Here is a 24,062-nt window from a genome sequence, read left to right as displayed (position 1 = left end):
TGAAAAGACTGCCCGTCGGAACGGCGTGTTTAGAGGAATATAGATGTCACCCTGGCTGACGGTAGTGGGAATCGGTGAAGACGGCTTCAAGGGCCTGGGCAAAAACGCCCGGCGTGCCCTGCTGGGCGCTTCGCGGATCATCGGTGGCCAGCGTCAACTGGATTTGTTGCCGGTGTGCATTCGCGGTGAACGGCAGTTGTGGCCGAGTCCGTTTTCCCTCGCGCCTGTGCTCGAACAGCGTGGCGAAGCGGTCTGCGTATTGGCCAGTGGTGACCCGATGTTCTACGGCGTCGGTGCCAGCCTCGCCCGCCAGGTGCCGAGCGACGAGATGCTGATCCTGCCAGCGCCGTCGTCCTGTTCACTGGCCGCCGCCCGCCTCGGTTGGCCGCTGCAGGAGGTGGTGACGCTGTCGCTGGTGGCCCGACCGCTGGCGGCGCTCAATGCCCAACTATTCAGTGGCGTGCGGTTGTTGTTGCTGAGCAACGACGGTCAGAGCCCGGCGGCTGTTGCGCAGTTGCTCCGCGAGCGCGGCTTCGGCTCCAGTCGCATCAGCGTTCTCGAGCATCTGGGCGGTGACGCCGAGCGACGCATCGACAGCAGCGCCAACGCCTGGAGTGACACGCCGATAGCCGACCTCAATGTCATCGCCGTCGAATGTCTGGCCGACGCACAGGCTCCGCGCCTTTCACGTCTCGCCGGATTGCCGGATTCGGCATTCCAGCACGACGGCCAGTTGACCAAGCGCGACGTACGCGCCATCACCCTCGCCCGCCTTGCCCCGACCCCCGGCGAACTGCTCTGGGATGTCGGCGCCGGCAGCGGTTCGATCGGTATCGAGTGGATGCGCGCGCACCCGAGCTGCCGCGCCTTGGCCATCGAGGCCGATGACGGCCGTCAGCAATTGATCGAACACAACCGCGATGCGCTGGGTGTGCCTGGCCTGCAATTGATTCGCGGCAAAGCACCGCTGGCACTGGCCGGGCTGGAGCGCCCGGACGCGATTTTCATCGGCGGCGGCGTGACCCGTGAGGGCGTCTTCGAAACCTGTTGGGAACACCTGAAGCCCGGTGGCCGTCTGGTCGCCAACGCAGTGACGCTGCAAAGCGAAGTGGCGCTGATGAACTGGCGCGAGCGCTTCGGCGGCGAACTGACGCGCATCCATGTCGCCCAAGCGCAGCCACTTGGCGAGTTCGACACCTGGCGTCAGGCGTTGCCGATCACCCTGCTCGATCTGGTCAAACCCCTCGATGCGTGACGAAACCGCCGAACAACCCGCGCCCTTGCGCAGCGGCCTGACCACCGGCAGTTGCGCCACCGCCACCAGCCTCGCCGCCGCGCGTCTGTTGCTCGGCGGGCTGTCGGCGGATGCGGTGCAGATCGTGTTGCCCAAAGGCAAACAGGTGCAGATGCGTCTGGAGTTCTGTCGTTTGACCGATGACGGCGCCGAGGCCGGAACGATCAAGGATGCCGGCGACGACCCGGACGTGACCCACGGTGCGCTGCTCTATTCGCGGGTACGGCTTTTGAGTGAGCCGGGCATTCGTTTCAATGCCGGTACGGGCGTGGGCACCGTGACTCGGCCGGGACTGGTGCTGGGTGTCGGCGAACCGGCGATCAACCCGGTGCCACGCAAAATGATCAGCGATCACCTGACGCTGCTCGCCGCCGAGACCGGTTACGGCGGCGGCTTCGACGTCACCGTCAACGTCGAGGGCGGCGAAGCGCTGGCGCTGAAAACCATGAATCCGCGACTGGGCATTCTTGGCGGGCTGTCGATCCTCGGCACCAGCGGCATCGTCCGGCCGTTCTCCTGCGCGGCATACATCGCTTCGATTCATCAGGGTATCGACGTCGCCAAGACCAACGGCTATCTGCACATCGCCGCCTGCACCGGCAACGCCAGTGAAGACACCATGCGCCGGGTCTACAACCTGCCGGAGATCGCCCTGATCGAAATGGGCGACTTCGTCGGTGCGGTGCTCAAGCATCTGCGCAAAGTGCCTGTGGATAAACTCAGCCTGTGCGGCGGCTTCGGCAAGATCAGCAAACTGGCCGCCGGGCACATGGATCTGCATTCGCGGCATTCGAGTATCGACTTGCCGCAACTGGCGGAGTGGGCGGCGGCGATTGGCGCCGATGAGGCTTTGCAGCAAGGCATTCGTGAAGCCAATACCAGTCAGCAGGCGCTGGCCATGTCCAGTGCAGCAGGGATCGCCCTCGGTGATGAAGTCTGTCGCCATGCGTTGAATTTCGCCCGCAGCGTAGTGCCGGCACAGGTGCAGGTCGAGGTGTTTGCGATTGATCGTCAGGGCGGAGTTGTCGGGCATGCCGGAGGTTTTGCATGAAGCGGATTTTGCTGCTCGGCGGCGTCACGGAAGCGCTGGCGATTGCCCGCACGCTGGGGCCGCAGCATATCTACAGCCTCGCCGGCGTTGGCCGGGTGCCGACGGATCTGCCCTGCAAGGTGCGCGTCGGTGGTTATGGTGGCGCTGAAGGTCTGGCGCAATTCATCCGCGACGAAGGCATCGATCTGCTGCTCGACGCCACGCATCCCTATGCCGCACAGATCAGCCAGAACGCCGCAACCGCCGCGCGACTGACCGACACCCCCTGCTGGGCCCTGCGCCGCCCGGCCTGGCAGCCGCAGCCCGGTGATGATTGGCGTGAAGTCAGCGACTGGGCCGAGCTGATCACTGCCCTCAAGCCGTTTCGCCGACCGCTGTTCACCCTCGGCCGCGAACCGCTGCAGCACCTCAATGAAATCCCTCAGGACCAGTTCTGGACTCTGCGCGCCCTCGACGTTTACCCGAGCAATGAACGCTGCGAAGTGATCGGTGCGCGTGGGCCGTTTCTGCTTGGGGATGAGCGCGCACTGTTCGAGCGGCGGCAGATCGATGTGTTGATCAGCAAGAACAGCGGCAGCACCGCGACCGAGCCGAAGCTGGAAGTGGCGCGCGAGCGCGGGGTGCCGGTGCTGGTGTTGAAGCGGCCGGGGTTGCCAGAAGTTGATAGGGAATTTCGATCGGTCGACGAAATCCTCGGGGCCCTCGCGCTCTTCGATCGTATTTAAATCAGTCGTACCGTCACTCCGGTGTACACAGATCATCTGGACGACACAGACCATTGTAGGAGTGAGCCTGCTCGCGATGACGTCAGCACAGCCAGCACCTCATTGCCTGACACACCGCTATCGCGAGCAGGCTCACTCCTACAATGTCCCGGGTTCGACTGAATATCTGACCTGGGTGATAAATCGGAGCAACGATTCGATTCGCCAGCGAAGACGTCTGGTCTTGTGGCATATGACTTGAATCCTACAACCGCGCCGGACACTGCCCACAACAACTTAACGAATCACTGACTATCGGCAGTCAGCGTCCACCTCTACGCTCAACGTCTTTGATTCCAAGGGCGTATATATCCAATGTCAGAAAAATTCTCCCGTTTCGACGTCAAGGATTACCTCAAATCGCCTGCCGATCTCGGCCAATACATTAAGGGCTGTGAGATCGAAAAACCGGGCGATGGGCAGCTCAACCGGGTGGTGCTCCGAGACTTCAAGCAGACCATTCGTGCACGAATAGAAAGCGACTCGAATTTCGCCCAGGCAATGCGAATCGAAGCCGCTACACTCATTTACAACGGCGAAATCGAGCTGGAGCGCAGGCTTCTCAAGCTCTTGCAGGAAGCGCTGCGACACCAAACCGCACGACGCTTTTTTACTTATCGGCCCTGATCAGGCTAAATAGCCGCGCCTGATCGCCCACCCAATGGATCTGTCCCATGAACCGACACCGGCTAGCAATTGCCTGGATCGCCTGCTTTGCAGTGCTGTTCAACATGCTCGCCATGCCGATGACCGGGGCGATGGCGCAGGCGGCCAACTCACCGGCCGAGCAATTGCTCTGGAGCAGTTTCTGTACCGGCAGCGGGACCAAGATGGTGGCGATCAACATCGGCACCACCGAACAAAAGGCCCCGAGCAACGACACTCATTCGAACATGCAGCATTGCTGGTGCTGCTCAGGCTCTGCGCCATTGGTGGCGCTGCCGGGGCATTCGCCGCAGCTGTATTTCGCCCGTTACGAAAGTAATCGCAGCGTGGCGCCCGCCTTGCTGCAAACACCGACGCCGCGTCAGCAATGGCCGAGTCTCAATCCCCGCGCTTCCCCTCTGGTTTGATTTGTTCGCGCAATTGACCTGCGTTTCAAATCGTTCTGGAGAACTGCCATGTTGAACAAACTCATCGTAATCGCCGCGCTGCTGTTGCCGGCGTGCTTTGCCCATGCCCACGAATACAAGGCGGGCGAACTTGAGATCGCCCACCCGTGGTCGCAGGAACTGCCGCCGAATGCACCGACGGTCGCCGCCTATTTCATCATTCACAACGCTGGCAAGACTGACGATCGTTTGCTCAGCGTCGATTCGTCCATCGCTCCGGAAGCGCAACTGCACGAACACGTCATGCAGGGCGATCTGATGAAGATGCAGCAAGTGCCGAGCGTGGCCATTCCCGCCGGCGGCAACGTGACGTTTGCGCCGATGGCCTATCACGTGATGCTGCTCAACCCGAGCGATCGCAGCCTGCTCAGCGACGGCAAGCGCTTCCCGCTGACACTGCATTTCGAGAAGGCTGGTGACGTCACCGTCGACGTCTCGGTGCAGAAGAAGCCGCCGGAAACCACGCAGGCCCACGCGCACGCCCAGTAAGCCTTCCGGCAGACTCCGCCCATGCGCCCGCTGAGCGCCAGGCCCTCCCGGCAACGCCGTCAGACTGAACACCTGACTCGCGGCAGCTGGATCGCCCTGTTCGCCATGTTGATGATCTTCATCGGCCCACTGATTTCTCAGTCGATGCCGATGGATCAACACGCCTCGACATCGATGCCGATGAGCATGGACATGTCGATGGACATGCCGGGCATGGATCACAGCGGCCATGATGCACAACCGACGGCAGAACACTGCCCGCCGCAATCCTCGCACCACGTGCTCTGGGAAAAGTGCGGTTATTGCAGCCTGCTGTTCAATTGCCCGGCACTGACCGGTGGCGGCGATTTCGTCGCCTTCAATATCCCGCCGCTGAACACCTTCACCCCACCCTCCCCGCGCCTGGGTCATGCCCGGCAGACCTTTTTTCCCGGAGCGCGCAGCCGCGCTCCGCCCGTCGCAGCGTAAACACGCACCTTTGATTGCACACGGTTGAGAAGACAGCTTCAGGCTGCCGGCCGTGTCGTTTACGACTGTTTGATGGAAATTGTCATGTCCAGGTTTGCTGCTGTTTCACGCTCGGGCACTGCCCCGGCGTCCTTCGCTTTGAACGAATCGCGGATTCGTTTCAGGCACGCTACCGCCGTCCTTTGCGGCGTCCTGCTGTCCCCGCTGGTGCTGGCCGATGATCACGCCGGCCACAACGAAGAACTCAGTCCAACGGTGATCACCGCGATTGCGCCGAGCTCACCACTGACCATCGTCACCAACCCCAAGGATCCGCGCCAACCGGTGCCGGCCAGCGACGGCGGCGATTATCTGAAGACCATCCCCGGCTTCGCGCTGGTACGCAATGGCGGCACCAACGGCGATCCGGTGCTACGCGGCATGTTCGGTTCACGCCTGAACATCCTCACCAACGGCAGCATGATGCTCGGCGCCTGCCCCGGCCGAATGGACGCGCCGACCTCATACATCTCGCCGGAAACCTACGACAAACTCACCGTGATCAAAGGCCCGCAAACCGTGCTTTGGGGTCCGGGCGCATCAGCGGGCACGGTGCTGTTTGATCGTGAGCCGGAAAGCTTCGGCGAACTCGGCACCCGCGTGAACGCGAGCATTCTCGCCGGCTCCCACGGACGCTTCGACAAGGTCGTCGACGCCGCTGCCGGCGGGCCGTTGGGTTACGTGCGAGTAATCGGCAACACCGCGCATTCCGACGATTACCGCGACGGCAATAACGACATCGTCGCCTCGCGCTACGACAAGTGGAACGGCGACGTCGCCATCGGCTGGACCCCGGACGCCGACACCCTGATCGAACTCACCGCCGGCAAGGGCGACGGCGAAGCGCGCTACGCCGGACGCGGCATGGACGGCTCGCAGTTCCTGCGCGAAAGCCTCGGCCTGCGTTTCGAAAAATCCAACATCACCGACGTGCTGGAGAAACTCGAAGCGCAGGTCTACTACAACTACGCCGACCACGTGATGGACAACTACACCCTGCGCACGCCGTCCGGCACCGGGATGATGGCCGGGCCCATGGCCTCCAACGTCGACCGCCGCACCCTCGGCGCAAGGATCAAGGCCACCTGGCGCTGGGCTGACATCCAGCTCATCACTGGCCTCGACGCACAAACCAACGAACACCGTCAGCGCAGCGGCATGGGCATCGATACCTACAAGGATCAGCCGTACAGCAAGGATGCCGATTTCCATAACTACGGCGTGTTCAGCGAAATGACCTGGTACGCCGCCGACCGCGATCGACTGATCACTGGCGCCCGCGTCGACCGCGCTTCGGCCAAGGATTATCGACAGACTACTGGCTCGGGAATGATGTCCCGCCCGAATCCGACCGCCGACGACACCCGTTCCGACACGCTGCCCAGCGGTTTCATTCGCTACGAGCATGACCTGGCCGACAGTCCGACCACTCTGTATGCAGGCCTCGGCCACGCGCAGCGCTTCCCGGATTACTGGGAGCTGTTTTCGCCCAAGTCCGGCCCGGCAGGATCGGTCAACGCGTTCGATTCGATCAAACCGGAAAAGACCACTCAGTTCGACTTTGGCGTGAACTACAAGAGCGCCGACCTCGAAGCCTGGGCCTCGGGTTATATCGGCGTGGTCCGCGACTACATCCTCTTCGACTACACGCCCGGAATGATGGGCATGAGCACCTCGCGCGCCGAGAACATCGACGCGCGAATCATGGGCGGTGAACTCGGTGCCGCGTACAGACTCACCGACCACTGGAAAGCCGATGCGACCCTGGCTTACGCCTGGGGCAAGAACAGCAGCGACGGTTCGGCACTGCCGCAGATGCCGCCACTGGATGCACGTTTCGGTCTGACCTATAGCCAAGACAACTGGAGCGCCGGGGCACTGTGGAGAGTAGTCGCCGCGCAAAACCGTATCGACCAGAACAAGGGCAACGTGGTCGGCAAGGATTACGACAAGAGTTCGGGCTTCGGCGTGTTCTCACTCAACGGTGCCTATCGGATCAACAAACACTGGAAGGTCAGCAGCGGCGTCGACAACCTGTTCGGCAAGGCTTACGCCGAACACCTGAACCTGGCGGGCAACGCCGGGTTCGGCTACCCGGCCAACGACCCGCAAGCGATCAATGAACCGGGGCGCACGCTCTGGACCAAGGTCGACATGAGTTTCTGACAATCACCCACCCATGTGGGAGCGAGCCTGCTCGCGAAGGCGTCGTGCCAGACGACATCAACGTTGGATGTGCCGTCCCCTTCGCGAGCAGGCTCGCTCCCACAGGGTTGCAGAACAACTAGAAGATCCAAGCCAAGCGGAGCACACGTGATGAAACAGCCCAAACCGAATTTCTACAACCTGGCCTGGCGTTGGCATTTTTACGCCGGCCTGTTCGTCGCCCCGTTCATGGTGATGCTGGCCCTGACCGGCATCATTTACCTGTTCAAACCGCAACTCGATTCACTGATGTACAGCAGCCTGCTCAATGTCCCGGCCGGCCATCACACGGTGCCGGCCGATGACCTGCTGCAACGGGTAAAAAGCGCTTACCCGCAAGGCCAGGTTACCCAGTACCTGCCGCCGGTGAATGCCGAACGCAGCGCACAGTTTGTGGTGAAAAACGCCGGACACGAACTCAACGTATTTGTCGATCCGTACCACGGCGACATCCTCGGCGAGCAGGATGCCAAGCAGAATCTGCAAGCCATCGCCCGCGCGATCCACGGCGAATTGATGATCGGCACCGTCGGTGATCGCCTTATCGAAATGGCCGCCGGTTGGGGCGTGGTGCTGGTGGTGTCCGGCCTGTTCCTGTGGTGGCCGCGCGGTCAGGCCGCGGGGATTCTGTGGCCGCGCCTGAACAGCCGCGGTCGCGTGTTGTGGCGTGATCTGCACGCGGTCACCGGGTTCTGGGGCGCGACCTTGCTGTTGGTGATGTTGCTCAGCGGCATGACCTGGACCGGTTTCTGGGGCAAGCAATACGCCCAGGTGTGGAACGTGTTCCCGGCGGCAATGTGGGACAACGTGCCGACCTCCGACGTCGAGGCGCGCAGCCTGAACACCGCCACCCGCCAGACCGTGTCATGGGCGATGGAAAACACGCCGATGCCGATGTCCGGCGACCACGCCGAACACATGAACCACGGCGCCGCCAACGCGGGCCCCGCAGCACCCGCCATCAGCCTGCAAGACGTGCAGAACATCGCCACCCAGCGCAAGGTCGAGCCGGGTTACAGCATCACCCTGCCGACCACCGCCACCGGCGTGTTCACCATTGCCGTGTTCGCCGATGACCCGCGCAACGACGCCACCCTGCATGTCGATCAGTACACCGGCAAGGTCCTCGCCGACGTGCGTTTCGAGCAATACGGCAGCGTCGCCCGCGCCACGGAAATCGGCGTGATGCTTCACGAAGGCAAGATGTTCGGCACCTTCAATCAGATCGTTGTGCTGCTGATCTGCCTGATGATTCTGCTCAGCGCCGTCAGCGGTGTGGTGATCTGGTGGAAGCGTCGGCCACAGGGCAAATTCGGCGTACCGCCGCTGCGCCATGACTTGCCGAAGTGGAAAACCGGCGTGGTGATCATGCTCGCACTGGCGGTGGTGTTCCCATTGGTGGGGGCTTCGTTGGTGGTGGTGTGGTTGCTGGACCGAGTGCTGCTGTCGCGGATGAACCGGCAAACCGAGTCTGCGTCGACTTCATCCTGAAACCGCACTCGAACTTCTTCAACGCCAATCCCGTGCGGGCTCCCCTGCACGGGATTTTTTTTGCGCCCCAATCTGGCGCGGCGGCCTGCACCAATGCGCCATGGGCGTTCCTTCGTGGTGCATGCGCTGCGCAGCCAAGCGCTCTAACACGACATTTTCTTGCCAAAACCCGACCGGGCACAGCCCTTGCAAAACACCCTTCAGTCGTCCGCATCTGCCAACCAGAAAAACTTCAAATGTTCATGGAGATCGCACAATGAAGCGTCGCAGTTTGATCAAGGCTTTCACACTCACGGCATCCATTGCCGCGATGGGCATGACCTGGACTGTCCAGGCCGCCGAGACCATCAAGGTCGGGATTCTGCATTCGTTGTCCGGCACCATGGCGATCTCCGAAACGTCGCTCAAAGACATGGCGCTGATGACCATCGACGAGATCAACGCCAAGGGCGGCGTCAACGGCAAGATGCTTGAGCCGGTGGTGGTTGACCCGGCATCGAACTGGCCGCTGTTCGCCGAAAAAGGCCGGCAGTTGCTGACTCAGGACAAGGTCGCCGTGGTGTTCGGCTGCTGGACGTCGGTGTCGCGTAAATCGGTGTTGCCGGTGTTCGAAGAACTCAACGGTCTGCTGTTCTACCCGGTGCAATACGAAGGCGAAGAGATGTCGCCGAACGTCTTCTACACCGGCGCCGCGCCAAACCAGCAAGCGATTCCGGCGGTTGAATACCTGATGAGCGAAGAAGGTGGCAGCGCCAAGCGCTACTTCCTGCTCGGCACCGACTACGTCTACCCGCGCACCACTAACAAGATCCTGCGTTCGTTCCTGCATTCCAAAGGCGTGGCCGACAAGGACATCGAAGAGGTCTACACGCCGTTCGGTCACAGCGACTATCAAACCATCGTCGCCAACATCAAAAAATTCTCCGCTGGTGGCAAGACTGCCGTCATCTCGACGGTCAATGGCGACTCCAACGTACCGTTCTATAAAGAGCTGGCCAACCAGGGCCTGAAAGCCACCGACGTGCCGGTTGTGGCGTTCTCGGTCGGCGAAGAAGAACTGCGCGGTATCGACACCAAACCGCTGGTGGGCAACCTCGCGGCGTGGAACTACTTCGAATCCGTCGAGAACCCGCAGAACAAGAAATTCGTCGCTGACTGGAAAGCCTACGCGAAGAAACACAACCTGCCGGGCGCGGACAAAGCCGTGACCAACGACCCGATGGAAGCCACTTACGTCGGCATCCACATGTGGGCGCAGGCGGTCGAGAAAGCCAAGTCCACCGACGTCGACAAAGTCCGCGAAGCCCTCGCCGGGCAGACCTTTGCCGCGCCGTCGGGCTACACATTGACCATGGACAAGACCAATCACCACCTGCACAAACCAGTGATGATCGGCGAGATTCAGGCCGATGGTCAGTTCAACGTCGTGTGGCAGACCGAAGGACCGATCCGCGCGCAACCGTGGAGCCCGTTCATTCAGGGCAACGACAAGAAGCCGGATTATGCGGTGAAGAGCAACTGAGGCGGATTCAGTTTTTGAGGTGGGCTTTAGATTTCCCCCCTCACCCCAGCCCTCTCCCTCAGGGAGACGGGGAAAGGGAGCCGATCTTCATGCTTTTCAAAGCCTGAGTTCGGCTCGAATTCGCAGGTCGCAGCACATCGTCCAAACACCTCGGTCAGTCCCCTCAATTTCAAGAGGGTGAGGGGGAAAGGGAGCCGATCTTCATGCTTTTCAAAGCCTGAGTTCGGCTCGAGTTCGCAGGTCGCAGCACATCGTCCAGACACCTCGGTCAGTCCCCTCTCCCTCTGGGAGAGGGTTAGGGTGAGGGGCGGATTCACAGCCGGATACCGCTCCATCGGCCACCGCAAGAAAGGAAACTCCACTAATGCCCACTGCCATACACCGCTTTCTCATAGCCATCGCACTCTTGCTGCCAATGCTGGCCCATGCCGGCGACGCCGAAGACTTCGTCGCGGCCAATCCCGTGCAACAGGCCAAACTCCTGGAAACCTGGGCCGCGCAGCCCGATCCGGCCCGTATCGAATTGATCAACGCCCTGCAACAAGGCGAGTTGACCATCGACGGCCAACCCAAAACCCTGCGCCTGAACAATCGCCTGCGGGGTCTGATCGACACCGCCATGGCCAGCCATCAATTGCTCGCCGCCGACGCCAAAATCCGTCTGACTGCCGCGCAGCAATTGCAGAAAAGCGCGAAACCCGCGCAGCTGAAATTCCTCGACCAGCAACTCGCTGGCGAAAAAGATGAAGGCGTGCATGCCGCCCTGAGCCTGGCGCTGGCCAATCTGCAGTTGGTCGACACTGACCCGGCGGTGCGCCTCGCCGCCGTAAGACTGCTCGGCGAAACCGGCGATCCACTGGCGCGCACGCGCCTCGAAGGCTTGCTCGAAACCGGCGTCGAGAGCGATGCCGGCGTGCGCACCGCCGCTGAAACCAGCCTCGCTCAGGTCAAACGCAAACTGCTGATCGGCGAAGTGCTCGGTCAGGCGTTCAGCGGCATGTCGCTCGGGTCGATTCTGCTGCTCGCCGCACTCGGTCTGGCGATCACCTTCGGCCTGCTCGGCGTGATCAACATGGCCCACGGTGAGATGCTGATGCTCGGTGCCTACTCGACCTACGTGGTGCAGTTGATGTTCCAGCGCTACGCCCCCCAAGCCATCGAGTTTTATCCGTTGATCGCACTGCCGGTGGCGTTCTTTGTCACGGCGGCGATCGGCATGGCGCTGGAGCGCACGGTGATTCGCCATCTCTACGGCCGCCCACTGGAAACCTTGCTCGCCACCTGGGGCATCAGCCTGATGCTGATTCAACTGGTGCGTTTGTTGTTCGGTGCGCAGAACGTTGAAGTGGCGAACCCGGCGTGGCTGTCCGGTGGCATTCAAGTGCTGCCGAATCTGGTGCTGCCGTACAACCGCATCGTGATCATCGCTTTCGCCCTGTTTGTGGTGGTGCTGACCTGGCTGCTGCTGAACAAAACCCGCCTCGGCCTCAACGTTCGCGCCGTCACCCAGAACCGCAACATGGCCGCCTGCTGCGGCGTGCCGACCGGTCGCGTCGACATGCTCGCCTTCGGCCTCGGCTCGGGCATCGCCGGTCTCGGCGGCGTGGCGCTGAGCCAGATCGGTAACGTCGGCCCGGACCTCGGCCAGAGCTACATCATCGACTCGTTCCTGGTGGTGGTGCTTGGCGGCGTTGGCCAACTGGCCGGCAGCGTGCTCGCCGCATTCGGCCTGGGCATCGCCAACAAGATTCTCGAACCGCAGATCGGTGCGGTGCTCGGCAAGATCCTGATCCTCGCGCTGATCATTCTGTTTATCCAGAAACGTCCGCAAGGCCTCTTCGCACTGAAAGGACGGGTGATCGACTGATGAACCAGCCTCTGTTAGTCACGGCCACACAAAAGGCCGGGCCGAAAGTCACGATAGCGGTCGGCGCGGTGATTCTCGCGTTGCTGATCGCCCTGCCGCTGTTGTCGTTGTTGCCGGCGGAAAATGCCCTGTCGGTCTCGGCGTACACGCTGACGCTGGTCGGCAAAATCCTCTGCTACGCCATCGTCGCCCTGGCGCTGGACCTGGTCTGGGGTTACGCCGGTTTGCTGTCGCTGGGTCACGGTCTGTTCTTTGCGCTCGGCGGTTATGCGATGGGCATGTACCTGATGCGCCAAGCGGCGGGCGATGGTCTGCCGGCGTTCATGACTTTCCTGTCGTGGACGGAATTGCCGTGGTACTGGACCGGCACCAGCAGCTTCCTCTGGGCGATGTGTCTGGTGGTATTGGCGCCGGGCTTGCTGGCGCTGGTGTTCGGTTTCTTCGCCTTCCGCTCGCGGATCAAAGGCGTGTATTTCTCGATCATGACCCAGGCCCTGACCTTCGCCGGCATGCTCCTGTTTTTCCGCAACGAGACCGGGTTTGGCGGCAACAACGGCTTTACCAATTTCCGCACGATTCTCGGTTTCGGCATCACTGAACCGGGCACCCGCGCGGTGCTGTTTCTGGCCACGGTGTTGTTACTGGTGGCGAGTCTGTTCATCGGCTGGCGCCTGGCGCAGAGCAAGTTCGGCCGGGTGCTGACGGCGCTGCGTGATGCGGAAAACCGCTTGATGTTCTGCGGCTACGATCCGCGCGGTTTCAAGTTGTTCGTGTGGGTCTTGAGTGCGGTGTTGTGTGGTCTGGCCGGGGCGTTGTACGTGCCGCAAGTGGGCATCATCAACCCGAGCGAAATGTCGCCGACCAACTCGATTGAAGCGGCGGTGTGGGTAGCCCTCGGCGGTCGCGGCACCTTGATCGGGCCGTTGCTCGGCGCCGGTGTGGTCAACGGCATGAAGAGCTGGTTCACGGTGGCGTTCCCCGAGTATTGGCTGTTCTTCCTCGGCGCGCTGTTCATCGTCGTGACACTGTACCTGCCCAAAGGCGTGATCGGCCTGCTGAAGAAACGAGGTGAACAATGAGAGTCACAGCGAGCGCTGAATTCATGCTGGAACCGGCCTTCTTTCCCGTCGAACCGAACAAGGACGCCGGCACCAGCCGCGACTCGATCGGCCTCGGTCAGCGCGTCGGGCCGGGCCTTGATACCCGTCACGGCACGATCCTCACCCTGGAAGACATCAGCGTCAGCTTCGACGGCTTCCGCGCGCTGAATAATCTCAACCTGTACATCGGCGTCGGCGAACTGCGCTGCATCATCGGCCCAAACGGCGCGGGCAAAACCACGCTGATGGACGTGATCACCGGCAAAACCCGACCGAGTCACGGCAAGGCCTGGTTCGGCGAAACCCTGGATCTGACGCAGATGAGCGAAGTGCAGATCGCCCAGGCTGGCATCGGCCGCAAGTTTCAGAAGCCGACAGTGTTCGAGGCGCTGAGCGTGTTTGAAAACCTGGAGCTGGCACAGAAAACCGACAAGTCGGTGTGGGCCAGTTTGCGTGCGCGATTGAGTGGCGAGCAGAAGGACCGGATCAGCGAAGTGCTGGAAACGATTCGCCTGACCACCTCGGTCAATCGTCAGGCGGGGTTGCTCTCTCACGGGCAGAAGCAGTTTCTCGAGATCGGCATGCTGTTGATGCAGGACCCGCAATTGTTGCTGCTCGATGAGCCGGTGGCGGGGATGACCGATGCGGAAACCGAGTTCACCGCTGAACTGTTCAAGAGCCTGGCGGGCAAGCATTCGCTGATGGTGGTGGAGCATGACATGGGCTTTGTCGGCTCGATTGCCGACCATGTGACGGTGTTGCACCAGGGCAGCGTGCTGGCCGAAGGCTCGCTGGAACAGGTGCAGGAAAACGAGCGCGTGATCGAGGTCTACCTCGGCCGCTAATGCTGCAAACATCGATCAAAACTGTAGGAGTGAGCCTGCTCGCGATAGCGGTGTATCAGACAAACAGATGTTGACTGACACACCGCTATCGCGAGCAGGCTCACTCCTACAAAGGGATTTGAGGAGACTTTTGACATGCTGCAAGTCGACAAGCTGCACCAGTACTACGGCGGTAGCCACATCCTGCGCGGCTTAAGCTTCGACGTGAAGGTCGGCGAAGTCACCTGCCTGCTCGGCCGTAACGGCGTCGGCAAAACCACCCTGCTCAAATGCCTGATGGGCTTGCTGCCGGCCAAAGAAGGCGCGGTGAATTGGGAAGGCAAACCGATCACCACGTTCAAGCCACACCAGCGCGTACACGCCGGGATCGCTTACGTGCCGCAAGGCCGGGAAATCTTCGGCCGCCTGACCGTGGAAGAAAATCTGTTGATGGGGTTATCACGGTTTCCCGGCAGCGAAGCCAAAGAAGTCCCAGGTTTCATCTACGAATTGTTCCCAGTGCTGCTACAAATGAAGCAGCGTCGCGGTGGTGACCTCTCCGGCGGTCAGCAACAGCAGCTGGCGATCGGTCGAGCATTGGCCAGCCGTCCACGGTTACTGATCCTCGATGAGCCCACCGAAGGCATTCAACCCTCGGTGATCAAGGAGATCGGCGCGGTGATCAAGCAACTTGCGGCGCGCGGTGACATGGCGATTCTGCTGGTCGAGCAGTTCTACGATTTCGCCGCGGAACTGGCCGATCAATACCTGGTGATGTCCCGGGGCGAGATCGTGCAGCAGGGTCGCGGTGAAAATATGGAGGCCGAGGGTGTACGCGGGCTGGTAACGATCTAGTACAACGAACTAATCTGTAGCTTCCTAACGATAATTACACACCATGAATTCGACTGTTGCACCTGCCCTGTTTACCCCGAGCTGGCACGCCGAGCTGGAACTCGCCTACGCCCGTTTCGGCGACTGCACGCGCCCGGTCATGCGCCGACACCTCGGCCCGCTGCGGGTGCAAAAGCACCTGTACGCCGAAGGCCCCGAGGTCTGCCAGCACATCATCGTCCACCCGCCGGGCGGGATTGCCGGCGGTGATCGACTGGACATCAGCGCCCGCGTCGAGCAACACGCCTGGGCGCAGATCACCAGCCCCGGCGCGGCCAAGTGGTATCGCGCCGGTGGGCCGGCTTATCAGAAACTGGATTTGAAAGTGGCTGCCGGAGCGACGCTGGAATGGCTGCCGCAGGAGACCATCGTCTACAGCGCCGCGCAGGCTGAACTGAGCACTTCGATTGATCTTGAAGGTGATGCGCGGCTGTTTTACTGGGACGTGGTGGCGCTGGGACGCCCGGCCAGTGGCGAGCGTTTTGACCGCGGGCATTTTCAGGCGCACCTGGATATTCGCCGCGATGGCCGATTGCTCTGGCATGAGCGCCAGCGCATTGTCGGTGGCGACGGTTTGCTTGATTCGCCGATCGGGCTGGATGGCAATCCGGTGTTTGCGACGTTGTTGGTCACCGGTGAAATTGATGCTGAGTTGCTTGAGCGTTGTCGTTCGCTGGGGCATGACGTGCGCGGGGATTTGAGCCAGCTGCCAGGGCTGCTGGTGGCCCGTTGTCTGGCCAGTGAAGCGTTGCTCGCCCGCGCCTGGCTCATCGATTTATGGCGCTTGCTCAGACCGGCCCTGCTCGGGCGTGACGCGATTTCTCCCAGAATATGGAGTACCTGAAAAAGCCCCTCACCCCCCGCCCTCTCCCGGAGGGAGAGGGAGCCTGACCGAGTCGTTTGAAATGAATTTAACTGCCTGAACGAATACCGCTGACTGAACCGGCCATTGAAAACAACCGAGATCAGTCCCCTCTCTTTCGGGAGAGGGCGCCCGACCGAGTCGTTTGAAATGAATTTAACTGCCTGAACGAATACTGCTGACTGAACCGGCCATTGAAAACAACCGAGATCAGTCCCCTCTCCCTCGGGAGAGGGCTAGGGTGAGGGGTGGCTCCAACTGACACCCCGCGCCCGCAGGAACCTCACAAAACTGCCCTTACGGAACCCCACAATGGACCTGACCCCACGCGAAAAAGACAAGCTGCTGATCTTCACCGCCGGCCTCGTCGCCGAGCGGCGTCTGGCCCGCGGTGTGAAACTCAATTACCCGGAAGCCATGGCCTACATCTCCGCAGCGCTGCTCGAAGGCGCGCGTGACGGTCAGACCGTGGCCGAGCTGATGCACTTCGGCACCACCCTGCTCAGCCGCGAACAAGTGATGGAAGGCATCCCGGAAATGATCCCGGAGATCCAGGTCGAAGCGACGTTCCCCGACGGCACCAAACTGGTCACCGTCCACCAACCGATCGTCTGAGGCCGCGTCATGACTTACTCCATTCGCGATGCCGTTCACGCCGACCTGCCGGCGATCCGTGACATCTACAACGACGCCGTGCTCAACACCACGGCGATCTGGAATGAACAAGCCGTCGACCTCGGCAACCGTCAGGCATGGTTCAGCGCGCGTCAGGCTCAGGCCTATCCGATTCTGGTGATCGTCGACGCCGACAACAGTGTGCTCGGCTACGCTTCCTTCGGTGACTGGCGGCCGTTCGACGGCTTCCGTCACACCGTCGAGCACTCGGTCTACGTGCGCAGCGATCAGCGCGGCAACGGCCTCGGCCCGCAACTGATGACTGTGCTGATCGAACGGGCGAAGACCTGCGACAAGCATGTGATGGTCGCCGCCATTGAAAGCGGTAACGCCGCCTCGATCCGCCTGCACGAACGCGCCGGTTTCGTCATCACCGGGCAGATGCCGCAAGTCGGCACCAAATTCGGCCGCTGGCTCGATCTGACCTTCATGCAACTGACCCTCAACCCCGGCGCGGAGCCGCCTGACGCCAACAAGGAGTGACACCGATGAACGCCGCCCAACTGCGCCGCGTCAATGCTGAAAGTTTTGCCCATTACCGTCAGGGCCTGATTGATCTGCTGCTCGATGCCGTGGGTTACGGCGCCAGCGTCGGCTTCATGGCCGACCTCGATGCGGCTCAGGCGCGCGCGTATTTCGATGAGGTTCAGGACAACGTCAACAAAGGCAGCGTGCTGCTTTGGGTGGTGGTCAAGGACGAGCAGGTGCTGGCCAGTGTGCAGTTGGGTCTGTGCCAGAAGTCCAACGGCCTCAACCGCGCCGAGGTGCAGAAACTGCTGGTGCGCGAACACGCACGGCGTCGCGGTCTCGGTCAGCAATTGATGAGTGCGCTGGAACTCGAAGCGCCCAAACACAAGCGCGGCATGCTCTACCTCGACACCGAGGCCGGTTCGCCCGCCGAGGATTTCTACAAGGCGCTGGGTTACACCCGCGCGGGCCAGATTCCTGATTACGCCTGCGACCCGACCGGCACTTATCGGCCGACTGCCCTCTATTACAAGATTCTGCAAGGAGCCCAGTGATGATTCCTGGCGAGTACCAGATCCAGCCCGGCGACATCGAACTCAACGTCGGCCGCCGCACCCTCAGCCTGAAAGTCGCCAACAGCGGCGACCGGCCGATCCAGGTCGGTTCGCACTATCACTTTTTTGAAACCAACGACGCGCTGACCTTCGATCGCGCGGCGAGCCGTGGCATGCGCCTGAATATTCCGGCGGGCACGGCGGTGCGCTTTGAGCCGGGGCAGAGCCGTGAGGTTGAGCTTGTGGATTATGCCGGGCATCGGCGGGTGTTCGGGTTTGCCGGACGGATCATGGGTGATCTCTGATATCTGCGTGCACCGCTGCCCCTCACCCCAGCCCTCTCCCGAGGGAGAGGGAGCCGTTCACCGATAACCGCCCCACCGCGACCAGTCCCCTCTGCGGAGCCGATCACCGATTGCCGGCCCACCGTGTACAGTCCCCTCTCCCTCTGGGAGAGGGCTAGGGTGAGGGTCGATGGCTCACCACTATTTTCCTGAAGGACGCTGCATGAAAATCTCCAGACAAGCCTACGCCGACATGTTCGGCCCCACCGTCGGCGACAAGGTGCGCCTGGCCGACACCGAGCTGTGGATCGAAGTCGAACAAGACTTCACCACCTACGGCGAAGAAGTGAAATTCGGTGGCGGCAAAGTCATCCGCGACGGCCAAGGCCAGAGCCAACTGCTGGCCGCCGAAGTGGTCGACACACTGATCACCAACGCACTGATCATCGACCATTGGGGCATCGTCAAAGCCGACGTCGGCCTCAAGGACGGCCGCATCGCGGCGATCGGCAAAGCCGGCAACCCGGATGTGCAGCCGAACGTGACCATCGCCATCGGTGCCGGCACAGAAGTGATCGCCGGCGAAGGCATGATCCTCACCGCCGGTGGCATCGACACCCATATCCACTTCATCTGCCCGCAGCAGATCGAAGAAGCGCTGATGAGCGGCGTCACTAGCATGATCGGCGGCGGCACCGGCCCAGCCACTGGCACCAACGCCACCACTTGCACCTCCGGGCCATGGCATCTGGCGCGCATGCTCCAGGCCGCCGATGCGTTCCCGATGAACATCGGCCTCACCGGCAAGGGCAACGCCAGCCTGCCGGAGCCGCTGATCGAACAGGTCAAGGCCGGCGCCATCGGCCTCAAGCTGCACGAAGACTGGGGCACCACGCCGGCGAGCATCGACAACTGCCTGAGCGTTGCCGACCAGTTCGACGTGCAGGTGGCGATCCACACTGACACCCTCAACGAGTCCGGCTTCGTCGAAACCACCCTCGGCGCATTCAAGGGTCGCACCATCCACACCTATCACACCGAAGGTGCCGGTGGCGGTCATGCGCCGGACATTATCAAGGCCTGCGGTTTCCCGAACGTATTGCCGAGCTCGACCAACCCGACCCGGCCGTTCACCCGCAACACCATCGACGAACACCTCGACATGCTGATGGTCTGCCATCACCTCGACCCGAGCATCGCCGAAGACGTCGCGTTTGCCGAAAGCCGCATCCGCCGCGAAACGATTGCCGCCGAGGACATCCTCCACGATCTCGGCGCGTTCTCGATGATCAGCTCCGACAGCCAGGCCATGGGCCGCGTCGGCGAAGTCATCACGCGGACCTGGCAAACCGCCGACAAGATGAAAAAACAACGCGGGCCACTGCCGCAGGACGGCGCAGGCAACGACAACTTCCGCGCCAAACGCTACATCGCCAAGTACACGATCAACCCGGCAATCACCCATGGCATCAGCCATGAAGTCGGTTCGGTGGAAGTGGGGAAATGGGCGGATCTGGTGCTGTGGCGCCCGGCTTTCTTTGGCGTGAAGCCGACGCTGATCCTCAAGGGCGGCGCGATTGCCGCGAGCCTGATGGGCGATGCCAACGCCTCGATCCCGACGCCACAACCGGTGCACTACCGTCCGATGTTCGCCAGTTACGGTGGCTCGCTGCATGCCACCAGCCTGACCTTTATCAGCCAGGCCGCGCAGGAGGCAGGGTTGCCGGAAGCGTTGGGGCTGAAAAAGAAAATCGCCGTGGTGAAGGGGTGCCGAGATGTGCAGAAAACCGACCTGATCCACAACGACTATCTGCCGAACATCGATGTCGATCCGCAGACGTATCAGGTCAAGGCTGATGGTGTGCTGCTGTGGTGTGAGCCGGCGGAAACATTGCCGATGGCGCAGCGGTACTTCCTGTTCTGAGCACAAAAAAAGGCCCTTCGGGGCCTTTTCAGTGTTGAGTCAGAACTACCGCGTCATCGTTCTTCGCGAGCAGGCTCACTCCTACAGGGACCTGCGTACACCGATCCATTGTAGGAGTGAGCCTGCTCGCGATAGGGCCAGATCAACCCCCACACAAACCTTCAGACTGTCTACTCGACCACCAGCCGCCCCAACCGCTGGCGCAACATGCGGTTCTCGGCACGCAATTCGCGCACCTCTTCCAGCAGATCCAGCGCCAGCGCAACACCTTCCCACTCCAGCTCCAGATCACGACGCAACTTCACCGCCCGTTTGGCCAAGGCCAATTCGTAATCGGTGAAGCGCCATTCCCGGGGCTGCGCGCCCTGAGGTTCGAGGATGCCGTGCTCGACGATTTCGATCACGTAGACGTCCGACAAATCGGCCGCCTCACAGAATTCTGCCAGGTCCAGTTGAACGATCAGGGGGCTGCTCATGATGGGCTACTCCGTCGTCGAATTCAGAAGTTCTCGCGTGGGTTGAAGGCGGCTTTCTTCGCCAGTTCCTGCCACAGCGCCTTGACCTCGTCGTCGGCCGCTTTCGGCATCACCGCTTTGAGCTGCACGAACAGATAACCTCGCTCGCCTGCCTTGTTTTTCAGACCATGTCCCTTGGCACGCATGCGCTGGCCGTTCTGGCTACCGGCGGGCACCTTGAGGTTGATCTTGCCGGTCAGGGTCGGCACCGCCACTTCGGCACCCAGCGCCAGCTCCCACGGAGCCAATGGCAGGGTGATGATCAGATTTTCGCCTTCGACATCGAATTTCGGGTGCGGCGCAAAACGAATGGTCAGGTACAGATCACCATTGGCCCCGCCACCGACGCCCGGTGCACCCTGGCCTTTGAGGCGGATGCGCTCGCCGTCGGTCACGCCCGCCGGGATCTTCACGTTCAGGCTCTTGCTGGTATTGCTGACGTGCTGGCCGTTGGCGTTGTATTGCGGCACCTGGAAGGTGACTTTCTTCGATTCGTTAGCGAGCGTCTCCTCGAGGAAGATCGGCAGTTCCATTTCCACGTCTTGCCCTCGGCGCCCTGCACTGCGTTGTTGCCGACCTTCGCCGCCACCGAAACCGGGGCCGCGATTGCCGAAGATCGAACTGAAGAAGTCCGAGAAGTCGCCGGTGTCGCCACCACCGCCGCCAAAGCCGCCACGGCTCTGCCAGCCCGGAGGCCCCTGGAACGGCTGACCGTGCTGGCCATAACGGCGCAGTTCGTCGTATTCGGCGCGTTTATCGGCGCTTTTCAGCGATTCATAGGCTTCCGAGGCGTCTTTGAACTTGGCCTCGGCGTCCTTTTCCTTGCTGACATCGGGGTGGTATTTGCGCGCCAGCTTGCGATAGGCAGCCTTGATTGCCTTGTCGTCTGCTGTCGGCTCCACGCCGAGTATCTTGTAATAGTCTTTGAAGTCCATTGAAGGAATCACCATCCGTTATCGATTTCGCGCCGATGCCAGCATGCGCCGATTCGCGCGTGCCGGGTTGACCGATCTCAAGGTTGTGACCGGGTGGCGCTGCAGAAGTTTATCGGCAGTGGACGGCGGTTCTTGCGACCGCCGGTGGTTCTGCCGGCCCATGCCAGCAAGTTTGGGGCAAAGCTGCGAGTTTCAAGCAGTTTAGTCGTGAAATAGCAGATGACCGGCCTTCGAATCTGGCGCGCACTGACATACACTGCGCGGCCGTTTTTTTGACCGGAACCGAAAGACATGAAAGACGCCTCTCCAGCCCGTGCCTGCGGCATCGACTTCGGCACGTCCAACTCCACCGTCGGCTGGCTGCGCCCCGGCATGGAAACGATGATCGCGCTGGAAGACGACAAGATCACCCTGCCGTCGGTGGTCTTCTTCAACATCGAGGAGCGCCGCCCGGTTTACGGTCGTCTGGCGCTGCACGAGTACCTGGAAGGCTACGAAGGCCGGCTGATGCGCTCGCTGAAAAGCCTGCTCGGTTCCAAGCTGATCAAGCACGACACCAGCGTGCTCGGCACCGCGATGCCGTTCAAGGACTTGCTCGGGCTGTTCATCGGTCAACTGAAAAGCCGCGCCGAGACCGCCGCCGGTCGGGAATTTGAACAAGTGGTGCTCGGTCGTCCGGTGTTCTTCGTCGATGACGATCCGCTGGCGGATCAGGAAGCTGAAGACACCTTGGTCGATGTGGCGAAAAAGATCGGCTTCAAAGAGGTCTCGTTCCAGTACGAACCGATCGCTGCGGCCTTCGACTACGAGTCGACCATCGAGAAAGAAGAGCTGGTGCTGATCGTCGACATCGGCGGTGGTACCTCCGACTTCTCGCTGGTGCGCCTGTCGCCGGAGCGGCGTGGTTACGACAACCGTCACGACGATATCCTCGCCACCGGTGGCGTGCACATCGGCGGGACTGACTTCGACAAACAGCTGAGCCTGCAAGGCCTGATGCCGCTGTTCGGCTACGGCAGCCGCATGAAGAGCGGCGCCTACATGCCGACCAGCCACCACATGAACCTGGCGACCTGGCACACCATCAACTCGGTATACTCGCAGAAATCCAGCCTGGCGCTGGGCAGCATGCGCTACGACATCGAAGACACCGGTGGCATCGATCGCCTGTTCAAATTGATCGAACAGCGCGCCGGGCACTGGCTGGCGATGGAAGTCGAAGAAACCAAGATTCAACTGACCCACACCGACAGCCGCCATGTGCCGTTGGATCGGATCGAAGCCGGGTTGAGTGTTGAGCTGACCCGTGCGCTGTTTGAATCGGCGATCGATGCGCTGCTGGAGCGGGTGCGCGGCAGCGTTACGCAGCTGTTGAACGATGCCGGTGTGGCGGTGGATCAGGTCGACACGGTGTTCTTCACCGGCGGTTCGAGCGGGATTCCGGCGCTGCGCAACAGTGTTTCGGCGATGTTGCCGAAGGCGCGGCATGTTGAAGGGAATATTTTTGGCAGCATTGGTAGCGGATTGGCGATTGAAGCGATGAAACGCTACGGTTCGATGGCCTGATCCAGAATCGGCGGCGCGCCATTCGCGAGCAGGCTCGCTCCCACAGTGGGTCGCATTTCAACTGAAGGAATGCGCTCAAAATGTGGGAGCGAGCCTGCTCGCGAAGAGGCCCGCTCAAGCGCTACAAGGCTTGGATCAAACCATCCCGCCCAGCTTCAACTCACTCTTCAGATACGCATAATAAATCGGCCCCGCCACCACCCCCGGCAAACCGAACGCGGCCTCGAACACCAGCATCGCCAGCAGCAACTCCCACGACTTGGCACTAATCTGCCCGCCGACAATCCGCGCGTTGAGGAAGTACTCGAGCTTGTGGATAAAGATCAGATAACCCAGCGCCGCCACCGCTACCCAGATCGACAGTGACAGGCCGACGATGGTGATCAGGGTGTTCGACATCAGATTGCCGATCACCGGCAACAGGCCGAGCAGGAAGGTCAGCACGATCAGGGTTTTGGTCAGCGGCAGTTTGATGCCGAACATCGGCAGGATCACCGCGAGGAAGATCCCGGTGAAGACGGTGTTGAGCAGGGAAATCTTGATCTGCGCAAAGACGATGTTGCGGAACGCCTGCACCAACAGGTGCAAACGGTCGAACAGCGCCGCAGCCAGCGGTTTGCGTTTGGTGACGTCGGGGATGCGCTGCAAGGCGATGATCGCGCCGAGCACCATGCCGATCAGCAACGTCACGAACATGTGCGCCGCGTCCTTGCCAACCAGTTGCAGGTCAGACAGGTGCTTGCTCATCCACTCGCCGATCGCCACGCGAAATTCCGCAGCACTGGCCGGCAGATAGGCGTCGATGAACGGTGGCAATTGCCCGCGTGCGCGATCGACCACGCCCATGAATTTATCCAGGGAAGCGCCGGGGTTTTCTGCTTCGTGCAGGAGAAAACTGATCGCGCCGGCGAAGATCAGCGCCAGAACGCTGACGACCAACGTCCCCAGCAACGCCACCGCCAGCCAGCGCGCGCGGCGGCCTTCGATCAGCCGTTGCAGTTGCGGAGTGAGCATGTTGACCAGTTCATACACAAGCAAACCGGCCAACAGACTGGGCAACAAGCGCAGCGGCAGCACCAGCAGCAAACCGCCGAAAATGATGATGCAACTGACCCAGAACACTACATGACGCTCAGAAAACGTTGGCATACAGCCTCAA

The 24,062-nt window shown here is 61.4% G+C and carries 24 protein-coding genes; 21 read left to right on the top strand and 3 right to left on the bottom strand.

The window, feature by feature from the left end; all coding sequences use genetic code 11:
• Nucleotides 1-43: 43 nt before the first annotated feature.
• The 20 genes from cbiE to ureC all read left to right on the top strand — a co-directional run bounded on the left by cbiE (nucleotide 44) and on the right by ureC (nucleotide 19,887).
• On the top strand, nucleotides 44-1,255 hold the full coding sequence (gene cbiE, locus VY732_RS03035) for a precorrin-6y C5,15-methyltransferase (decarboxylating) subunit CbiE (RefSeq protein WP_331694073.1): 1,212 nt from the start codon (nucleotides 44-46) through the stop codon (nucleotides 1,253-1,255).
• Nucleotides 1,248-2,345, top strand: a complete 1,098-nt coding sequence (locus VY732_RS03030; protein ID WP_116031763.1) for a cobalt-precorrin-5B (C(1))-methyltransferase — start codon at nucleotides 1,248-1,250, stop codon at nucleotides 2,343-2,345. Before cbiE ends, VY732_RS03030 begins: the two co-directional genes overlap by 8 nt.
• Complete coding sequence (locus tag VY732_RS03025) at nucleotides 2,342-3,070, top strand: cobalt-precorrin-6A reductase (protein ID WP_331694072.1); 729 nt, start codon at nucleotides 2,342-2,344, stop codon at nucleotides 3,068-3,070. The genes VY732_RS03030 and VY732_RS03025 overlap by 4 nt, the downstream gene beginning before the upstream one ends.
• A gap of 354 nt (nucleotides 3,071-3,424) precedes the next feature.
• Nucleotides 3,425-3,736 carry a hypothetical protein gene (locus VY732_RS03020; RefSeq protein ID WP_331694071.1) on the top strand — a complete coding sequence of 104 codons (312 nt, stop codon included), beginning with the start codon at nucleotides 3,425-3,427 and terminating at the stop codon, nucleotides 3,734-3,736.
• 47 nt (nucleotides 3,737-3,783) lie between these two features.
• Entirely contained in the window at nucleotides 3,784-4,182 is a 399-nt protein-coding gene (locus VY732_RS03015; RefSeq protein ID WP_331694070.1) for a DUF2946 domain-containing protein, read from the top strand.
• A gap of 48 nt (nucleotides 4,183-4,230) precedes the next feature.
• Entirely contained in the window at nucleotides 4,231-4,710 is a 480-nt protein-coding gene (locus VY732_RS03010) for a copper chaperone PCu(A)C (RefSeq protein WP_331694068.1), read from the top strand.
• 21 nt (nucleotides 4,711-4,731) lie between these two features.
• On the top strand, nucleotides 4,732-5,178 hold the full coding sequence (locus VY732_RS03005) for a DUF2946 domain-containing protein (RefSeq protein WP_331694066.1): 447 nt from the start codon (nucleotides 4,732-4,734) through the stop codon (nucleotides 5,176-5,178).
• A gap of 84 nt (nucleotides 5,179-5,262) precedes the next feature.
• The gene (locus VY732_RS03000) at nucleotides 5,263-7,383 is read left to right on the top strand and encodes a TonB-dependent copper receptor (protein WP_331694064.1); all 2,121 of its coding nucleotides are present in this window, start codon (nucleotides 5,263-5,265) and stop codon (nucleotides 7,381-7,383) included.
• A 150-nt stretch (nucleotides 7,384-7,533) separates the two neighbouring features.
• Nucleotides 7,534-8,913 carry a PepSY-associated TM helix domain-containing protein gene (locus tag VY732_RS02995; RefSeq protein WP_331694063.1) on the top strand — a complete coding sequence of 460 codons (1,380 nt, stop codon included), beginning with the start codon at nucleotides 7,534-7,536 and terminating at the stop codon, nucleotides 8,911-8,913.
• A gap of 256 nt (nucleotides 8,914-9,169) precedes the next feature.
• Nucleotides 9,170-10,435, top strand: a complete 1,266-nt coding sequence (urtA, locus tag VY732_RS02990) for an urea ABC transporter substrate-binding protein (protein WP_007914554.1) — start codon at nucleotides 9,170-9,172, stop codon at nucleotides 10,433-10,435.
• A 364-nt stretch (nucleotides 10,436-10,799) separates the two neighbouring features.
• The gene (urtB, locus tag VY732_RS02985; protein WP_331694061.1) at nucleotides 10,800-12,302 is read left to right on the top strand and encodes an urea ABC transporter permease subunit UrtB; all 1,503 of its coding nucleotides are present in this window, start codon (nucleotides 10,800-10,802) and stop codon (nucleotides 12,300-12,302) included.
• Nucleotides 12,302-13,381, top strand: coding sequence for an urea ABC transporter permease subunit UrtC (urtC, locus tag VY732_RS02980; protein WP_331694060.1), 1,080 nt, complete (start codon nucleotides 12,302-12,304; stop codon nucleotides 13,379-13,381). The genes urtB and urtC overlap by 1 nt, the downstream gene beginning before the upstream one ends.
• Nucleotides 13,378-14,247 (top strand): urea ABC transporter ATP-binding protein UrtD, encoded by an 870-nt coding sequence (gene urtD, locus VY732_RS02975; protein ID WP_007918913.1) that lies wholly within the window; start codon nucleotides 13,378-13,380, stop codon nucleotides 14,245-14,247. Before urtC ends, urtD begins: the two co-directional genes overlap by 4 nt.
• A gap of 135 nt (nucleotides 14,248-14,382) precedes the next feature.
• A complete protein-coding gene (gene urtE / locus VY732_RS02970; RefSeq protein WP_016771889.1) occupies nucleotides 14,383-15,081 on the top strand; it encodes an urea ABC transporter ATP-binding subunit UrtE in 699 nt (232 codons plus the stop codon).
• Nucleotides 15,082-15,124: 43 nt separating this feature from the next.
• Nucleotides 15,125-15,964, top strand: coding sequence for an urease accessory protein UreD (locus VY732_RS02965; protein ID WP_331694058.1), 840 nt, complete (start codon nucleotides 15,125-15,127; stop codon nucleotides 15,962-15,964).
• A gap of 330 nt (nucleotides 15,965-16,294) precedes the next feature.
• Nucleotides 16,295-16,597 carry an urease subunit gamma gene (ureA, locus tag VY732_RS02960; protein ID WP_007915951.1) on the top strand — a complete coding sequence of 101 codons (303 nt, stop codon included), beginning with the start codon at nucleotides 16,295-16,297 and terminating at the stop codon, nucleotides 16,595-16,597.
• Nucleotides 16,598-16,606: 9 nt separating this feature from the next.
• Nucleotides 16,607-17,140, top strand: a complete 534-nt coding sequence (locus tag VY732_RS02955) for a GNAT family N-acetyltransferase (RefSeq protein WP_331694056.1) — start codon at nucleotides 16,607-16,609, stop codon at nucleotides 17,138-17,140.
• Between the two features lie 5 nt (nucleotides 17,141-17,145).
• Nucleotides 17,146-17,679, top strand: coding sequence for a GNAT family N-acetyltransferase (locus VY732_RS02950; RefSeq protein ID WP_331694055.1), 534 nt, complete (start codon nucleotides 17,146-17,148; stop codon nucleotides 17,677-17,679).
• Nucleotides 17,679-17,984, top strand: coding sequence for an urease subunit beta (locus tag VY732_RS02945; protein ID WP_127925651.1), 306 nt, complete (start codon nucleotides 17,679-17,681; stop codon nucleotides 17,982-17,984). The genes VY732_RS02950 and VY732_RS02945 overlap by 1 nt, the downstream gene beginning before the upstream one ends.
• A gap of 202 nt (nucleotides 17,985-18,186) precedes the next feature.
• Nucleotides 18,187-19,887 (top strand): urease subunit alpha, encoded by a 1,701-nt coding sequence (ureC, locus tag VY732_RS02940; RefSeq protein ID WP_331694051.1) that lies wholly within the window; start codon nucleotides 18,187-18,189, stop codon nucleotides 19,885-19,887.
• Nucleotides 19,888-20,057: 170 nt separating this feature from the next.
• Here the strand turns inward: ureC and VY732_RS02935 are convergent, their stop codons facing one another.
• Both VY732_RS02935 and VY732_RS02930 read right to left on the bottom strand, forming a co-directional pair.
• Nucleotides 20,058-20,363 carry a chaperone modulator CbpM gene (locus VY732_RS02935; RefSeq protein WP_102899419.1) on the bottom strand — a complete coding sequence of 102 codons (306 nt, stop codon included), beginning with the start codon at nucleotides 20,361-20,363 and terminating at the stop codon, nucleotides 20,058-20,060.
• Between the two features lie 23 nt (nucleotides 20,364-20,386).
• Nucleotides 20,387-21,337, bottom strand: coding sequence for a DnaJ C-terminal domain-containing protein (locus tag VY732_RS02930; protein WP_331694048.1), 951 nt, complete (start codon nucleotides 21,335-21,337; stop codon nucleotides 20,387-20,389).
• Between the two features lie 291 nt (nucleotides 21,338-21,628).
• Between VY732_RS02930 and VY732_RS02925 the strand changes: the two genes are divergently transcribed.
• On the top strand, nucleotides 21,629-22,903 hold the full coding sequence (locus VY732_RS02925) for an Hsp70 family protein (protein WP_331694046.1): 1,275 nt from the start codon (nucleotides 21,629-21,631) through the stop codon (nucleotides 22,901-22,903).
• A gap of 135 nt (nucleotides 22,904-23,038) precedes the next feature.
• Here the strand turns inward: VY732_RS02925 and VY732_RS02920 are convergent, their stop codons facing one another.
• Nucleotides 23,039-24,052: an AI-2E family transporter gene (locus tag VY732_RS02920; RefSeq protein ID WP_077570713.1), complete on the bottom strand. Its 1,014-nt coding sequence runs from the start codon at nucleotides 24,050-24,052 to the stop codon at nucleotides 23,039-23,041.
• Between the last annotated feature and the right edge of the window lie 10 nt (nucleotides 24,053-24,062).

Origin of the sequence: Pseudomonas sp. ZY71, from assembly GCF_036542145.1 — a bacterium.
In the GTDB taxonomy this organism is placed as follows: Bacteria; Pseudomonadota; Gammaproteobacteria; order Pseudomonadales; family Pseudomonadaceae; genus Aquipseudomonas; species Aquipseudomonas koreensis_A.
Note: the sequence above shows the minus strand (reverse complement) of the source record. Positions and strands in the feature narration are given on the sequence as shown.

Bases quoted from the DNA above. Each gene is read 5' to 3' on its own strand.
- cbiE (WP_331694073.1), top strand. From the start codon at position 44: ATGTCACCCTGGCTGACGGTAGTGGGAATCGGTGAAGACGGCTTCAAG.
- VY732_RS03030 (WP_116031763.1), top strand. From the start codon at position 1,248: ATGCGTGACGAAACCGCCGAACAACCCGCGCCCTTGCGCAGCGGCCTG.
- VY732_RS03025 (WP_331694072.1), top strand. From the start codon at position 2,342: ATGAAGCGGATTTTGCTGCTCGGCGGCGTCACGGAAGCGCTGGCGATT.
- VY732_RS03020 (WP_331694071.1), top strand. From the start codon at position 3,425: ATGTCAGAAAAATTCTCCCGTTTCGACGTCAAGGATTACCTCAAATCG.
- VY732_RS03015 (WP_331694070.1), top strand. From the start codon at position 3,784: ATGAACCGACACCGGCTAGCAATTGCCTGGATCGCCTGCTTTGCAGTG.
- VY732_RS03010 (WP_331694068.1), top strand. From the start codon at position 4,231: ATGTTGAACAAACTCATCGTAATCGCCGCGCTGCTGTTGCCGGCGTGC.
- VY732_RS03005 (WP_331694066.1), top strand. From the start codon at position 4,732: ATGCGCCCGCTGAGCGCCAGGCCCTCCCGGCAACGCCGTCAGACTGAA.
- VY732_RS03000 (WP_331694064.1), top strand. From the start codon at position 5,263: ATGTCCAGGTTTGCTGCTGTTTCACGCTCGGGCACTGCCCCGGCGTCC.
- VY732_RS02995 (WP_331694063.1), top strand. From the start codon at position 7,534: ATGAAACAGCCCAAACCGAATTTCTACAACCTGGCCTGGCGTTGGCAT.
- urtA (WP_007914554.1), top strand. From the start codon at position 9,170: ATGAAGCGTCGCAGTTTGATCAAGGCTTTCACACTCACGGCATCCATT.
- urtB (WP_331694061.1), top strand. From the start codon at position 10,800: ATGCCCACTGCCATACACCGCTTTCTCATAGCCATCGCACTCTTGCTG.
- urtC (WP_331694060.1), top strand. From the start codon at position 12,302: ATGAACCAGCCTCTGTTAGTCACGGCCACACAAAAGGCCGGGCCGAAA.
- urtD (WP_007918913.1), top strand. From the start codon at position 13,378: ATGAGAGTCACAGCGAGCGCTGAATTCATGCTGGAACCGGCCTTCTTT.
- urtE (WP_016771889.1), top strand. From the start codon at position 14,383: ATGCTGCAAGTCGACAAGCTGCACCAGTACTACGGCGGTAGCCACATC.
- VY732_RS02965 (WP_331694058.1), top strand. From the start codon at position 15,125: ATGAATTCGACTGTTGCACCTGCCCTGTTTACCCCGAGCTGGCACGCC.
- ureA (WP_007915951.1), top strand. From the start codon at position 16,295: ATGGACCTGACCCCACGCGAAAAAGACAAGCTGCTGATCTTCACCGCC.
- VY732_RS02955 (WP_331694056.1), top strand. From the start codon at position 16,607: ATGACTTACTCCATTCGCGATGCCGTTCACGCCGACCTGCCGGCGATC.
- VY732_RS02950 (WP_331694055.1), top strand. From the start codon at position 17,146: ATGAACGCCGCCCAACTGCGCCGCGTCAATGCTGAAAGTTTTGCCCAT.
- VY732_RS02945 (WP_127925651.1), top strand. From the start codon at position 17,679: ATGATTCCTGGCGAGTACCAGATCCAGCCCGGCGACATCGAACTCAAC.
- ureC (WP_331694051.1), top strand. From the start codon at position 18,187: ATGAAAATCTCCAGACAAGCCTACGCCGACATGTTCGGCCCCACCGTC.
- VY732_RS02935 (WP_102899419.1), bottom strand. From the start codon at position 20,363: ATGAGCAGCCCCCTGATCGTTCAACTGGACCTGGCAGAATTCTGTGAG.
- VY732_RS02930 (WP_331694048.1), bottom strand. From the start codon at position 21,337: ATGGACTTCAAAGACTATTACAAGATACTCGGCGTGGAGCCGACAGCA.
- VY732_RS02925 (WP_331694046.1), top strand. From the start codon at position 21,629: ATGAAAGACGCCTCTCCAGCCCGTGCCTGCGGCATCGACTTCGGCACG.
- VY732_RS02920 (WP_077570713.1), bottom strand. From the start codon at position 24,052: ATGCCAACGTTTTCTGAGCGTCATGTAGTGTTCTGGGTCAGTTGCATC.